The 14,071-nt window shown below is 74.5% G+C and carries 12 protein-coding genes; 11 read left to right on the top strand and 1 reads right to left on the bottom strand.

What is annotated here, in order from left to right:
• The first annotated feature begins 43 nt into the window (after positions 1 to 43).
• The 11 genes from P3T41_RS27370 to P3T41_RS27320 all read left to right on the top strand — a co-directional run bounded on the left by P3T41_RS27370 (position 44) and on the right by P3T41_RS27320 (position 13,581).
• Entirely contained in the window at positions 44 to 1,033 is a 990-nt protein-coding gene (locus tag P3T41_RS27370; RefSeq protein ID WP_280693248.1) for an iron chelate uptake ABC transporter family permease subunit, read from the top strand.
• Positions 1,030 to 2,055 (top strand): iron ABC transporter permease, encoded by a 1,026-nt coding sequence (locus tag P3T41_RS27365; protein ID WP_280693184.1) that lies wholly within the window; start codon positions 1,030 to 1,032, stop codon positions 2,053 to 2,055. The genes P3T41_RS27370 and P3T41_RS27365 overlap by 4 nt, the downstream gene beginning before the upstream one ends.
• Positions 2,052 to 2,873, top strand: coding sequence for an ABC transporter ATP-binding protein (locus P3T41_RS27360; RefSeq protein WP_280693183.1), 822 nt, complete (start codon positions 2,052 to 2,054; stop codon positions 2,871 to 2,873). Before P3T41_RS27365 ends, P3T41_RS27360 begins: the two co-directional genes overlap by 4 nt.
• A 39-nt stretch (positions 2,874 to 2,912) precedes the next feature.
• A complete protein-coding gene (locus P3T41_RS27355) occupies positions 2,913 to 3,920 on the top strand; it encodes an iron-siderophore ABC transporter substrate-binding protein (protein WP_280693182.1) in 1,008 nt (335 codons plus the stop codon).
• Between the two features lie 59 nt (positions 3,921 to 3,979).
• A complete protein-coding gene (locus P3T41_RS27350; RefSeq protein ID WP_280693181.1) occupies positions 3,980 to 5,188 on the top strand; it encodes an ATP-grasp domain-containing protein in 1,209 nt (402 codons plus the stop codon).
• On the top strand, positions 5,185 to 6,888 hold the full coding sequence (locus P3T41_RS27345) for an IucA/IucC family protein (RefSeq protein WP_280693180.1): 1,704 nt from the start codon (positions 5,185 to 5,187) through the stop codon (positions 6,886 to 6,888). The genes P3T41_RS27350 and P3T41_RS27345 overlap by 4 nt, the downstream gene beginning before the upstream one ends.
• Positions 6,885 to 8,093, top strand: coding sequence for an MFS transporter (locus tag P3T41_RS27340; protein WP_280693179.1), 1,209 nt, complete (start codon positions 6,885 to 6,887; stop codon positions 8,091 to 8,093). The genes P3T41_RS27345 and P3T41_RS27340 overlap by 4 nt, the downstream gene beginning before the upstream one ends.
• Positions 8,093 to 9,880, top strand: coding sequence for an IucA/IucC family protein (locus P3T41_RS27335; protein ID WP_280693178.1), 1,788 nt, complete (start codon positions 8,093 to 8,095; stop codon positions 9,878 to 9,880). Before P3T41_RS27340 ends, P3T41_RS27335 begins: the two co-directional genes overlap by 1 nt.
• Before the next feature lie 5 nt (positions 9,881 to 9,885).
• The gene (locus P3T41_RS27330) at positions 9,886 to 11,061 is read left to right on the top strand and encodes an alanine racemase (protein WP_280693247.1); all 1,176 of its coding nucleotides are present in this window, start codon (positions 9,886 to 9,888) and stop codon (positions 11,059 to 11,061) included.
• Between the two features lie 287 nt (positions 11,062 to 11,348).
• Positions 11,349 to 11,861, top strand: coding sequence for a hypothetical protein (locus tag P3T41_RS27325; protein WP_280693177.1), 513 nt, complete (start codon positions 11,349 to 11,351; stop codon positions 11,859 to 11,861).
• Positions 11,862 to 12,228: 367 nt separating this feature from the next.
• Positions 12,229 to 13,581 (top strand): recombinase family protein, encoded by a 1,353-nt coding sequence (locus P3T41_RS27320; RefSeq protein WP_280693176.1) that lies wholly within the window; start codon positions 12,229 to 12,231, stop codon positions 13,579 to 13,581.
• A gap of 8 nt (positions 13,582 to 13,589) precedes the next feature.
• Here the strand turns inward: P3T41_RS27320 and P3T41_RS27315 are convergent, their stop codons facing one another.
• Complete coding sequence (locus P3T41_RS27315; RefSeq protein ID WP_280693175.1) at positions 13,590 to 13,961, bottom strand: SHOCT domain-containing protein; 372 nt, start codon at positions 13,959 to 13,961, stop codon at positions 13,590 to 13,592.
• Positions 13,962 to 14,071 lie beyond the last annotated feature (110 nt).

Raw genomic sequence — 14,071 nt, 5'->3', positions numbered from 1 at the left:
GAGAATCGATCCGGCGGCCTCAACCGCCCCGGCGCAGCGTCCCCTGGCGGCCCGGCAGACCTTGCTGCTCTGCCTCGGCCTCTGCGTCCTGCTGCTCTGCCTGGCGCTGAGCCTCGCGCTGGGCTCCCGCTCCGTCCCGCTGTCGACCGTCTTCGACGCGCTGTCCGGCGCCGGCCGGCACGCCGACCCGGACGTCCAGGTGGTGACGGGCCTTCGGGTGCCGCGCACCGTGCTCGGGCTGGTGGTCGGTGCGGCACTCGGCGCGGCCGGGGCGATCGCCCAGGGCGCCACGCGCAACCCGCTGGCCTCCCCGACCACCCTGGGAGTCAACGCCGGCGCGAGCTTCGCCGTGGTCACCGCGATCTACGTGCTGCGGCTGACCCGGCCCGTCGAGTACGTCTGGTTCGCGGTGGCCGGGGCGGCGCTGGCGGCCTGCGCCGCGCACGCGATGGCCCGGCGGAGCGGCGATCTCGACCCGACCAGGCTGGCGCTGGGCGGCACGGTGCTGGCCACCGTGCTCACCTCCTGGACCTCCGCGTTGATGCTCGCCAGCCGCCGCACGCTGGACGAGGCGCGGTTCTGGCTGGTCGGCTCGCTGGACGGGCGGGGGCTCGAAGTCCTCACCCCGGTCCTGCCGTTGCTGCTACTCGGCCTGGTCCTGGCGATCGCCGTCACACCCGCGCTCAACGCGCTGGCGCTCGGCGACGAAGCCGCGCAGGCGCTGGGCGTGCCGGTGGCGCGGATCCGGGCGACCGCCGGGCTGGCCGTGGTGCTGCTGGCCGCCGGTGCGGTGGCGGTGGCCGGGCCGATCGCCTTCGTCGGCCTGGCCGCGCCGCACCTGTGCCGGCAACTGCTCGGCAACGACCACCGGGTGCTGCTGCCCGGCTGCCTGATCGGCGGCCCGATCCTGCTGCTGGCCGCCGACGTGCTGGGCCGGCTGGTGATCCGGCCCGCCGAGCTGGAGGTCGGCATCGTCACCGCGTTCCTCGGCGCGCCACTGCTCGCCGTGCTCGCCCGGAGGACCACCCGATGAACGTCTCACCCGCCAGGCTCGCCCGACGGCGCCACACCCTGCTGCTCTGCCTGCTCGCGCTCGCCGCCCTGCTCGTGCTCACCGCCGTCGCTCTGAGCACGGGTGAGGTGTCGATCCCGCCGCTCACCGCGCTGCGCGCGCTGGTCGGGCTCGGCGACGGGGGCGACGTGCTGGTGGTCCAGCAGTTCCGCGCACCTCGGGTGCTCGCCGCGCTGGTGGCCGGCGCCGGTCTCGCCGTCTCGGGCGCGCTATTGCAGCGGCTGTTCCGCAACCCGCTGGCCTCGCCCGACGTGGTCGGGGTGACCGGCGGCGCGTCCTTCGGCGCGGTGCTGCTGCTCTCCCTCGGCGCCTCCCAACTGCTGGTGCCGCTGGCCGCGTTGGGCGGCGGACTGGTCTCGGCCGGACTGCTCGGGGCGTTCGCCTGGCGCTCCCGGGCAGCGGTCGGACGGCTGGTGCTCGTCGGGCTAGCCGTGCAGGCCGGGCTGGCGGCGGCGGTGAACCTGATGATCGTCCGCTTCCCGGCCGAACTCGCCGCCACCGCGCTGCAGTGGACCACCGGCTCGCTCTACGGGCGAACCTGGACCGAGGTCTGGGTCGGCGGCGGCGCGATCGCCGGCGCGCTGACCGCCGTCCTGCTGGCGGACCGCCGGGTGGCGGTGCTGGACCTGGGCGACGACTCGGCGGGCGGACTCGGCCTGCGCCCCGACCGGGACCGGCTGAGACTGCTGCTGCTCGCCATCACGCTGGCCTCGCTGGCGGCCGCGCTGACCGGGCCGGTCGGGTTCGTGGCGCTGGCCGTGCCGCACCTGGTGCGGTTCCTGGCCGGGCCGCCCACCCCCGCGACGCTGGCGCTCTGCGCGCTGCTCGGCGCCGTCCTGCTACTGGCCGCCGACCTGACCGTGCTGCACCTACTGCCCGTGCCGGGCCTGCCGGTCGGCGTGATGACCGCGACCCTCGGCGCCCCCTGGCTACTGGTTCTGATGATCCGTCAGGACCGCGTGATGAACCGGAGCACCCGATGAACCTGCTCGCCCCGAAGGCGACGGAACACGCCAACCAGCTGGCCGCACACGGCCTGCGGCTGCGCTACGGCGACCGGCTGATCGTCGACGGCCTGGACCTGGCGCTGCCCGGCGGCGCGGTGACCGCGCTGGTCGGCCCGAACGCCTGCGGCAAGTCCACCCTGCTGCGCGGCCTGGCCCGGCTGCTCGACCCGGCGGCCGGCACCGTCACCCTGGACGGCGCCGACCTGAACCGGATGCCCGCCCGGGCACTGGCCAGGCGGCTCGGCCTGCTGCCGCAGCAGCCGGTCACCCCGGAGGCGATCACCGTCGAGGCGCTGGTCCGGCTCGGCCGCTATCCGCACCAGCGGCTGCTCAGCCCCTGGTCGGCCGCCGACCAGGCCGCGGTGGAGGCGGCGCTGGACCGCACCGGCACCGCCGAGCTGCGCGACCAGCCGGTCGACCAGCTCTCCGGCGGGCAGCGCCAACGCGCCTGGATCGCCCTCACCCTGGCGCAGGACACCGAGCTGCTGCTGCTCGACGAGCCGACCACCTTCCTGGACCTGCGCCACCAGCTCGACGTGCTCGACCTGGTCGCCCGGCTGCACCGCGAACTCGGCCGCACCGTGGTCATGGTGCTGCACGACCTGGGCCAGGCCGCCCGCTACGCCGACCATCTGGTGGTGCTGCACGCGGGCCAGCTGGCGGCCGCGGGCCCACCGGCCGAGGTGCTGGACGCGGCCCTGGTCGAGCGGGTCTTCGAAGTGCCCTGCCGGGTGATCCCCGACCCCGAGACCGGGACGCCGCTGGTCATCCCGCGTGCCCGGGTCCACTCCTGATTGATCGTCATACCACCTCCTGAGAAAGAAGTTCTGCTCATGCGAACCCGCCACCGCCTCCCCGTCGCCGTCCTCGCCGTCGCACTCGGCACCACCCTGCTGGCCGGCTGCGGCGGCAGCGCGACCGCCGACGGTGACAAGTCGGCCGCCGCACCCGCCGCGAGCGGCGCCGGCGACGCGACCGCGAGCTTCCCGATCACCGTCAAGCACGCGATGGGCAGCACGGAGATCAAGAGCGCGCCCAAGCGCGTGGTGGTGCTGGACAGCGGGGAGTTGGACGACGTCACGCTGCTCGGCATCACCCCCGTGGGCGCGGTCTCCCCGCACCTGAAGACCGAGGGCGGGTTCCCGACCTACCTCAAGGGCGAGATCCAGGGCGCCAAGGACGTCGGCCCGATGGCCGAGCCCAACCTGGAGTTGATCGCCTCGCTCAAGCCGGACCTGATCCTCTCCTCCAAGGTCCGCCACGAGAAGATCTACGACAAGCTCAGCGCGATCGCCCCCACCGTCTTCGCCGAGACCACCGGCGTGACCTGGAAGGAGAACATCGCGCTCTACGCCAAGGCGCTCGGCAAGGAGGCCCAGGCGCAGCAGGCGCTGGCCGACTACCAGGCGAGGGCGGCGAAGTTGGGCGGCGAGATCAAGGAGACGAACGGCGGCACCATGCCGACGGCCTCGGTGGTCCGCTTCATCGCCGGCCCGACCCGGCTCTACCAGAAGGCCTCGTTCAGCGGCACGGTACTGACGGACGTCGGCCTGAACCGCCCCGCCTCGCAGGACGTCGACGCCTCGATGATGGATGTCAGCCCCGAGCAGCTCGACAAGGCCGACGCCGACCTGGTCTTCGTGACCACCGCCGACGACCCGAACAAGACCCAGCAGAGCCAGGTGCAGTCCACCCCGCTCTGGCAGAACCTCAAGGCGGTGAAGGCGAACAAGGTCTTCACCGTGCCGGACGAGACCTGGATGTCGGGCATCGGGGTGCAGGCGGCCGACCAGATGCTGAACGACATCGCCAAGGCCACCGGGGTCACGCCGGTCAAGTAGGGCCTGGGCCCGCTCATCGGACCGGTACACCCCATCACCACGAAACAGAGGCCCCCGTCTTGCGGCTCTACCTGCTCGCCCACAACCCCACCGACTCGGTCACCCAGGGCTTCCTGCCGGCCGCCGCCCGCCTCGGCCTGCCCGTCACCGTGCTGACCGACCAGGCCGAGGCCCACCAGCGGGCCTACCGGCACCGCACCGACCTGCCGCCGGATCTGCTGGTGCTGGCCTGCGAGGTGGCCGACTTCCGCGAGGTCATCGGCCTGATCTCCGGACGGCAGCCGCCCGTCGCCGTGTTCAGCAACAGCGACCACCTGCAGACCCAGGCCGCCCTCGCCGCCGCCTACTTCGGTCTGCCGGCCAAGGACTGGCAGGCCACCCTGCGTGCCAAGAACAAGGCGGAGCTGCGCCGCCACCTGGCCGGCGCCGGCCTCGACCTGGTCCACGGCATCGAGTTGACGCCGAGTCAGCAGCCGGCGGACCTGGAGCTGCCGCCCTTCCCCTGCGTGCTCAAGCCCCGCGAGGGCGTGGCCAGCGAGGACGTGGTGCTGGTCGCCGACGCCGCCGAACTCGCCGCCCGCTGCGGGGAGATCCGGCGCCGTCGGCCCGACGCCACCCTGCTGGTCGAGGAGTTCCTGACCGGCGAGCTGCACACCCTGGAGACCCTGGGTGACGGGCGGCGGCGCGCGGTGCTCGGCGGGTTCCGGACCCGGCTCTCCCCGCCGCCGCACTTCATCGAGGAGGTGCTGGAGTTCGTCCCCGCCCACCCGCGCCCGGTGCTGGACCAGGTCCTCGCGCAACTCGACGCGCTGGGGGTGGGCCTGGGCGCCTGCCACACCGAGTTCGTGGTCCAGCCGGACGGCCGGGCCCGGATCATCGAGGTCAACTACCGGGCGATCGGCGACCAGTGCGACCTGATGCTGGCCCAGATCCTGCGGATCCCGTACTTCGAACACGTGCTGCGGGCCCACCTCGGCGAACCGCTGCCCGCCGACCTCGGCGCCCGCGCGGACCTGCGGGCGCGCAACGAGGCGGTCTGCGCCGACCGGGCTGGGACCCTGACCGCCGCGCCGGGGCCGTACGACGCCGAGGCGGACGGCGTCCGGCTCAGCTACCGCCCGCTGCGCGCCGTCGGCGAGCGGCACGAGCACTACCGGACCAACCGCGACTACCTGGGGGTGGTCTGGGCGATCGGCCCCGACCAGCGGGCCGTGGACCGGGCGGTCGCCGACTTCATCGCCGCCAACCGCTGGGAGGTCACCGCGTGAGCGCCGCCGATCAGCTGACCTTGCGGGTGCTCAGCGCCCTGCTGCGCGAGGACGTGCTCGGGCTGCGGACCCGATCTCGGTGCGAACGGCGCCCGGACGGCGACTGGTTGGTCCGCGACCGGCTCGCGCTGCCGGTCCGGCCGGACGGCTTCCAGTGCGAACTCGCCGCGCGCGAACCCCTGCTGGAGGTGGACGGGCGGCCTGCCGGCGACCTCGCCGCGATCCTCGCCGTGCTGCGCGAGCACGCCGCGGCGGCGGACCGCGACGGTTTCACGGCCTTCGCCGAGGAGTGCCGCCAGACCCTGGCCACCATGCGCCTGCACGAGGCCGAGCAGCCGACCGTGCTGGCCGCGCTGGCCCAGGCCTTCGGCGCCGACCCCGCCGGCTGGACCGGCCCGCGGGCGAGCCTGGCCTTCGACACCCTGGCGGCCTACCTGGACCACCCGGTCTACCCGACCGCGCGCGGCCGGGCCGGCCTCGAACCGGCGGACCTGCACCGGTACGCACCCGAGTGCCACCCGGCCTTCCTGCTGCGCTGGTTGATCGTGCCCGCCGACGCGCTGACCGTCCGCGGTGAGGCCCCGCTGCCCGCCTGGTGGCCGACGCCGGCCGCGCTCGGCCATCCGGAATTGACGACCGGTCACCTCACGCTGCCCGTCCACCCGCTCTCCGTCGGCGAGCCGCTCGCCGACGCGCTGCGCGCCACCGGCCTGACGGACCGCGCGGTGCTCGCCGCGCGCCCGTACCTGGAGGTGGTCCCGACCCTCTCGATGCGCACCGTCGCGGTCGCGGCGGACCCGTGCCGGCACCTCAAACTTCCGCTCGCCACCGCGACCCTGGGCCTGCGCAACCGGCGCACGATCAAGCCGGGCACCCTGGTGGACGGCGCGGCCGGGCAGCGGCTGCTCGCCGAAGTCCGCGCCCAGGAGCCCCGGTTCACCGGCACCGTGCTGCTCGCCGACGAGCAGTGCTACGCACACGCCGGGCACGAGTTGCTCGCCGTACTGCTCCGGCGACTGCCCGACGCCCTGGCCGGCCCGGGGACGGTCACCGTACCGCTGGCCGCGCTGCCGGCCACCGCGCCGGACGGGCGCCTGGTGCTGGACGCGCTGGCGGAGCACTTCTACGGCGGCGACCCGTTCGCCCTGTACGACGCCCTGCTCACCCTGCTGCTCGACTGGCAGGTCACACTGTTCGGCCACGGCGTCGCCCTGGAGTCGCACCAGCAGAACCTCTCGCTGGTGTTCGACCGCACCACCGGAGCGACCCGCCTGCGGCTGCTCCTCAAGGACAACGACGGCCCCCGGATCAACCGCTCCCGCGCCGAACTGACGATCAGTCAGACGACCCTGGACGCCTTCGACGACCCCCGGGTGTCGACCCCCGACGACCGCGCGCTCACCGACCTGTTCAGCACCATCACCGGCCACCTCTGCACCGCCTCACTGGCGTTCGCGCTGGCCGAGCACGGCCGGGCGCCGCTCGCCGACACCCTGGGGCTGCTGCGCAAGCGGCTCACCGAGGCGCTGGACCGACTCGGTGCACCGGGCGACCCGCTGCGGGCGGCGCTGCTGGACGCCGACCGGCTGCCCGTCAAGGCGATGGTCAGCGCCGGCACCCTGCTCAGCAAGGAGCGCTCGGGCGCGGCGGACGTCAACAAGCACTACACCACCGGGCCGAACTACCTGGCGGGCGCGTGAAGACCGCGTCGGCTCCGCCCACCCGGCACCCGGAGGCGGCCGGCGGCCTGGCCCGGCGCCAGGTGCACGCGGTGGCCGGGTGCTACTTCGTGGCCTCCTTCGCCGCCCTCGGCCTGCCGCCGTACCTGACCTCGATCCTGCCGGGCCTGGGCGATCCCCACGGTCACTGGGCCGGCCTGCTCTACATCGTGCCGACCGTGTTCAGTGCGCTGGGCGCCCCGCTCTGGGGGCGCCTGGCCGACCGGTTCGGCCGCAAGCGCCTGCTGCTGCGGGCCCAACTGGGGCTCAGCGTCTCGTTCCTGCTGGCCGGACTGGCCGACAGCCTGCCCGCCTTCACGCTCGCCCTGGTGCTGCAGGGCTTCCTCGGCGGCACCTTCGCCGCCACCAACGGCTACCTCGCCGCCGCCCTGGAGGGGCCCGGGCTGTCCCGAGCCCTGACTCTGATGCAGGGCAGCGCGCGGGCGGCGCTGGTGGCCGCGCCGATCCTGGTGGGAGCGCTCTCGCCGTGGCTCTCCCCGCACCGGCAGTACCTGGTGATGGCGCTGCTGCCACTGGCGGCGGCCGCGCTACTGGCCCGGCTGCCCGAGCCCACCCGGGCGGCCGAGCCCGAGCCCCGGTCCTCGGCCGCACCGGCCAGGCCGAGCCCGGGGCCGGACCGCGGCCTGCGGGCGCTCTACGCCTACGAGTTCGCGTTCGTCTTCGCCACCATCGTCTCCTTCCCCTATCTGATCGCACTGGTCGACCAGCGGATACCGGGGATCGACGCGACCGTGGCCGGCCTGCTGTTCGCCCTGCCGCACCTGTGCTACCTGCTGCTCGCCTCCCGGGTGCACACCGCCTTCCTGCACCGGCCCAGGACCGGCCTCGCGCTCGGTTTCGCGCTGGTCGCGGCGGGTCTGGCCGGACACGGTCCCGCGCACTCGCTGCCGGCCTTCGCGCTGGCCCGGGTGGTGCTCGGCGGCGGGCTCACCCTCGGCCTGGTCTGCCTGTCGGTGCTGGCCGCCGACGCCGCCCGGGGCCGGGCGCCCGGCCGGATGTTCGGTATCCTGGAGCTGGTCTCCAAGGGTGGTGCGGTGGCCGCGGGCGTGGTCGCCATGCTGGTCAACTCGGCCTTCGGCGTGGGCTCGCCGGTGCTGGTCGGCACCGCCGCCGCGCTCGTCGCCGCCGCTTTTCCCCTCCTCCACCACTCAGTTCGGAGCCGCTGATGTCCGTCACCCTCTCCCCCGTCCGCACCGCGCTCCCCACCGCCGACCACGTGGTGGCGCACACCCTGGTCAACTGCCTGCTGCGCGAGGTCTCCGGCCCCGAGCGCCAGACCGCGGTCACCGAGGGGCGACTGCTCTTGCGGCTGCCCCGGTGCGGTGCGCTGCTGCAGGTCGCGCTGCGCCGCACCTCGCTGCTCGGGGCGCACCGCTTCACCGGGCCCGTGCAGCGCAAGGAAGCTGACGGATGGTCAGCACTGGACTGGCGGGAACTGGCCGAGCTGGTGCAAGCCGAACTGACGCTCCGCACCGGGGTGCGCAACGACGAGTTCCTCGCCCAACTCGCCTCCAGCCACCAGGGTGTGGCGGCGGCCCTGAGCGACCGCCCGGCGCCGGGCGGCGACCGGTACCTGGAGTCCGAGCAGGCGCTGCTCTTCGGCCACCGCTTCCACCCCGCGCCGAAGTCCCGCTCGGCCCGCGGCGCCGACCGCGCGACCTGGGCGGCCTACGCGCCTGAGGCCCGCGCGAGCTTCCCGCTGCGCTACCTCGCCGTCCGGGATCACCTGCTCGCCGAGCAGAGCGTCGATCCGGCCGCGACCGCGCTGCTCGACGGCCTCCTCGACCAGCGCCACGACGGGCGGCAGGACGGACAACCCAGCGCGCAGCACGGTGTGGTCCCGGCCGGCTACCGGCTGCTGCCCGCGCACCCCTGGCAGTACCAGTTGCTGAGCGGACACCCGCTGCTGCGGGCCGCGCTGGCCAGCGGCGACGTGCTCGATCTCGGCGTCGGCGGGCCCGAGTTCGCCGCGACCGCCTCGGTCCGCACGCTGCACGGCGCCGGCGCCTTCCTCAAGTTCAGCCTGAACGTGCGGATCACCAACTGCCTGCGCAAGAACGCCGCCTATGAGCTGACCGGCGCGGTCGAGCTGACCCGGCTGCTCGACGGCACGTTCGACGACCTCGCCGAACGCTTCCCGGACGCCGCGATGCTGCGCGAACCGGCCTTCCGCACCCTCGCACTGCCCGGTCCCGACGGCACCCCCGACACCGAACTCTTCGAAGGCTTCGGCCTGATCGTCCGCGAGGACCTCGCCACCCGGCTGCACCCGGGCCTGACGCCGCTGCTGGCGGGTGCCGTGGCCGACGAGTACCCGACCAGCTCGGCCCAACTCGGCCTGCTGCTCGGCGGGACGGAGCCGGGCGCGGCGGAGCTGCTGGACTGGTGGACCCGCTATCTGCGGCTGCTGCTGCCGCCGGTGCTGGCCGCCTACTTCGACCACGGTGTCGTCCTGGAACCGCACCTGCAGAACGTGCTGATCGCGGTGGACGAGGTGGGCTACCCGGCCCAGGTGCTCTTCCGCGACCTGGAGGGCACCAAGCTGCTGCCCGAGCGCAACGCCGCCCTGCTGGCCGAGCTGCCGCCGCAGGTCGCCGGCCCGATGAGCTACGACGAGCGGCGCGGCTGGGACCGGGTGGTGTACTGCCTGCTGGTCAACCACGTCGCGGAGCTGCTGGCGGTGATCGCCGACCAGGATCCCTCGCTGGAACCGAGGTTGTGGGACCGGGTGCGCGGCGTGCTGACGGACTACGCCGAGCGGCACGGCTGTCCGCCCCGGCTGCGGGCGCTGCTGGCCGGGGTGCCACTGCCGGCCAAGGCGAACCTGCTGACCCGCTGGGAGCGCAAGGCGGACCGCGAGGCCGGGTACGTCCGGCTGCCCTCGCCACTGGCCGCCGACGTGCTCGCCCAGGCCGCGCAGGCGCCCATCGAGTCGGCGGGAGGCCTGCGTTGACCACCATGGAGCTGCCGTCCGCCGTCCGCGCCGAGGTGGCCGCCCGGCCCGCCGAGGCGCTGCCCGCCTACCTCTACGACCTGCCCGCGCTGCGCGCCCACGCGGCGGCGATCCGGGCCGCACTGCCCGAGCGGGTGGAGCTGTACTACGCCGCCAAGGCCAACCCCGACCCCGCCGTGCTGACCGCACTGCGTGACACCGTGGACGGCTACGAGGTGTCCTCCGGCGGCGAGTTGACCCATCTGCGAGCCGCCGTGCCGGGCGCCCGGCTGGCCTTCGGCGGACCGGGCAAGGCCCCCGCCGAGCTGGCCGCCGCACTGGCCGCCGGCGTGCACCGCTGGCACGTGGAGAGCGTGGCCGAACTCCACCGGCTCGCCGCGCTGGCCACCGAACCGGTCGACCTGCTGCTGCGGGTCAACCTGCCGGTTCGCGCGGGCGCGCTGGACGGCGTGCCGCTGGCGATGGGCGGCCGGCCCACCCCGTTCGGCCTGGACCCCGAGCAACTGGACCACGCGCTGCGGCTGTTGGCCGATCCCCGCCTCGCCCGACGGCTGCGACTGCGCGGCATCCACGCGCACCTGGCCAGCGGCCTGCACGCGGCCGACCAACTCGCGGTCGCCGAGCAGCTGGTGGAGTGGGCGGCCGGGCTGCCGGTGCCGATCGAGGAGGTCAACCTGGGCGGCGGCATGGCCGTGGACTACGCCGACCCCACCGCCCGCTTCGACTGGCCCGGCTACGGCGCGGGGCTGGCCCGGCTGCTGCGACGCCACCCCGGACTGCGGCTGCGGATCGAACCGGGCCGCGCGCTGACCGCGTACTGCGGCTGGTACGCGAGTGAGGTGCTGGAGGTCAAGCGCAGCCACGGCGAGGAGTTCGCGGTGCTCCGCGGCGGCACCCACCACCTGCGCACACCCGCCGCCCGCGGGCACGACCAGCCGTTCGCGGTGCTGCCCGTCGAGCACTGGCCGCACCCGTGGCCGCGCCCGGCGGCCGAGAGCGGCCGGGTCACGCTCGCCGGGCAGCTCTGCACCCCCAAGGACGTGCTAGCGCACCGGGCCGCCGTGCCGGTGCTGCGGGCCGGCGACCGGGTGGTGTTCGGCCTGGCCGGGGCGTACGCCTGGAACATCTCGCACCACGGCTTCCTGATGCACCCCCAGCCGGACTTCCACCTGCTGCGCTAGGGCCTGTACGGCGGATCTTTTCGGATGAGCCCGCGGCGTTGGGCGCCCGGCTGGGCGTGCGCCCGAGTCGTCCTCGTACTGGACGTACTTGGGCGATTCGGGCGTGCGTCCAGCCGGGATGCCCGGCGTCGCGGGCCCGGAAAGATCCGCCGTACAGGCCCTAGTGCCGGCCCGGGTGGGTCAGGGGTTGGAGCCCGCTCTCCACCCGGGGGTGGAGAGCGGGCTCCAACCCCTGACCCACCCGGGGGCCGAGGCGCACCCGCCCGCTCCGCGCGAGGCTTACCACCATGAACACCACCGAGTACTGCGTGCAGATCGCCCTGGTCCTCCTCGTCCTGCGGCAGATGCGCGGCGGCAAGCTCGACCTCGTGAGCCTGGTCCTGCCGGTCGTGCTGATCGGCGCCACCGCCGTGATCTACCTGAAGTCGGTCCCCACCGCCGGCGGCGACCTCGCCCTGGAGATCGGCCTGGCCGCCCTCGGCGTGCTGCTCGGCACCCTGGCCGGCCTGACCACCCGGGTGTGGAGCACCCGCGAGGGCGCCTTCGCGAAGGCCGGCCTGCTCGCGGCCGCACTCTGGGTGGGCGGTATCGGCGCCCGGATCGCCTTCGTGCTGGCCAGCGAACACACCGGCTTCGGTCAGCAGGTGGCCGGCTTCAGCCGCAACCAGCACATCACCAGCCAGCAGGCCTGGGTCGCCGCCTTCGTCCTGATGGCCCTGGGCGAGGCCGTCTCCCGCCTGCTGACCATCCGCATCCGCGCCCTGCGCCTGCGCCCCGCCCGGACCCCGATGCCCGTCTGAGCACCCACCGCACCGATCCGACCCTCCCGTCGCCCCCCGACGGGAGGGTCAACGCGTGCCCCGGGCTCCGCGAGCGAGCGCCGCGCCGCTGACCACGGCGACCAGACCCGCAGGCGCGTCGCCGCGCACCGCCGCGCCCACCCGCAGACCTGACGTCCCGACACCTCACTCGCCGTCACCCCACCGTCAATCCGACGAGTACCAGATCACTCGTCAGGGCTCCCCTTTCCCGCGAGAATTAGGCTAGGCTAGCCTTCCTTAGGTCGTCCTTGCCTGACCGCCTCGGGCTCCTCTGCGCGCGCCGCGACGGCCGGTCCGGCCGGACACCGTTCGCGGATGCCGCCATGCCCAGACCCGAGGACCGACCGTGCCCGTTGCCTCCCCCACCGGCGAGCCCGATCGCCGTGCCGCGGTCTACTGCTGGCCCTCACCCGGCAAGGACACGAGCAAGGACGTCGGCAAGGACGCCGACGCCCGGCTGGACCTCGACCTCCAGGAGGCACTGGCCCGCGAGCGGGCCGCCGCGCTCGGCCTCATCGTGGCCGCCCGACACGTCTTCGCCGACTCCCGCCCGCCCGCCGCTCCGATGCCCGCCCGCACGCTGCCCGGGTGGGCCGCGCTGCTCGACGCGATCCGGGCCGAGGAGTTCCACCACCTCTTCCTGGACCGGGCCGAGCGCCTGGAGGAACATCCGTGCGCACTCGCCGAGTTGCTCACCCTCGCGCCCCGCCACGGGGTCCGGCTGCACGGGCACCCGCACGACCTCGACGACCCCGCAGTCCGGGACGCGCTGCTGCGCCCCGCCGAACGCGCCTGCCGCGCCGCCCGCCGGACCTCCGAGCGCGCCCGCGACGCGCACCGCGCCGCCGCCGAGGCGGGGCGGAGCCATGGCGGCGGGCTGCGCCGGTTCGGCTACACCCCCGGCATGACCGGACTCGTCGAGGACGAGGCGCAGGTGGTCCGCGAGTTGTTCGCCCGGTTCCTCGGCGGCGAGTCACTACGCGCCCTCGCGCTCGACCTGAACCAGCGCCGGATCCCGACCGCGTACGGGAACAGGTGGACCGTCAGCGGGGTCGGCCGGCTGATCGAGGCCCCGCGGTACGCGGCGCTGCGGCTGCTGGCCGGCACGGTGGTGCGGGCGGCGGACGGCGACTACCTGACCGCCGGCTGGCCCCCGTGCGTGAGCGTCGCCGACTGGGAGGCGGCGCAGCGGCTGCGCACCGACCGGGTCCGCGAGCAGGCCGCGACCCGCAAGCCGCGGCGCGAGTACCCGTTGACCTCGCTGGTGCGCTGCACCCGGTGCGAGCGCCACATGGTCGGCTCGATGGTGGGCAGCTACCCGACCTACGCCTGCACCTCGAACAGCAGCCTGGAGGCGGAGCACTGCACCCGGCACATCGGCGCCGAGTCGCTGGAGGCCCACGTCGCCGAGCGGGCGATCGCGCTGCTCGAAGCGCTGCTCCCGAGCCGGCCGGAGCCTCCCGGCGACGACAGGCCCCAACCCGCCGCGCACCAACCCACCCCGCACCAACCCGCCGTCCACCACCCCGCGCTGCACGGTGTGCCGACCGGCCCGGCGGCCAGGTTCGGCTGGCCCCGGCTCTCGCCGGCCCGCAAGGCGGCGGTCTTCCGGCACTTCTTCGCCGGCATCCGGATCGCCGCCTCCTCCACCAGCCGCAGCGTCTTCGACCCGTCCCGGATCGAGATCCTGCCGCGCTGACCACCAGGTCAGCCCGCTGGCGGCGCACCCCCCGGGCCACCCGGCCCGCCACCGGACCCGTCGCCCGGCCCGCCGCCGGGATCACGCAGCATCCACAACCGCCGCTGGTACTCCTCCTCGTCGATCTCGCCGCGCGCATACCGCTCCCCGAGGATGCGCTCGGCCTCGCCGCCCGGCCGGGCGTGCCAGCCGCCGCTCACCGGACCGCTCATCGCTCCCCCGGGCGCGGACGCGTGGTGGCGACTCCCCGCATACCGGATCAGCATCACGATCAGCACCACCAGCAGCGCGAGCAGCAGGAACCCGCCGATCGAGAAGAGCCAGAACCCGGCGTGCCAGCCGCCGACGCCACCTCCGTGGTGATAGCGGTGGAAGAACATCCCACACCACCTCTCCGACCTCGACCACGAGACCTCGATGCCTCGCTGTCGAAACCGTCAGCCCCACAGCCCGACTTGTCGGGTTTCCTCCAGTGTGCGCCGCGATTATG

This window comes from Kitasatospora sp. GAS204B, from assembly GCF_029892155.1.
Classification (GTDB): Bacteria; Actinomycetota; Actinomycetes; order Streptomycetales; family Streptomycetaceae; genus Kitasatospora.
Note: the sequence above shows the minus strand (reverse complement) of the source record. Positions and strands in the feature narration are given on the sequence as shown.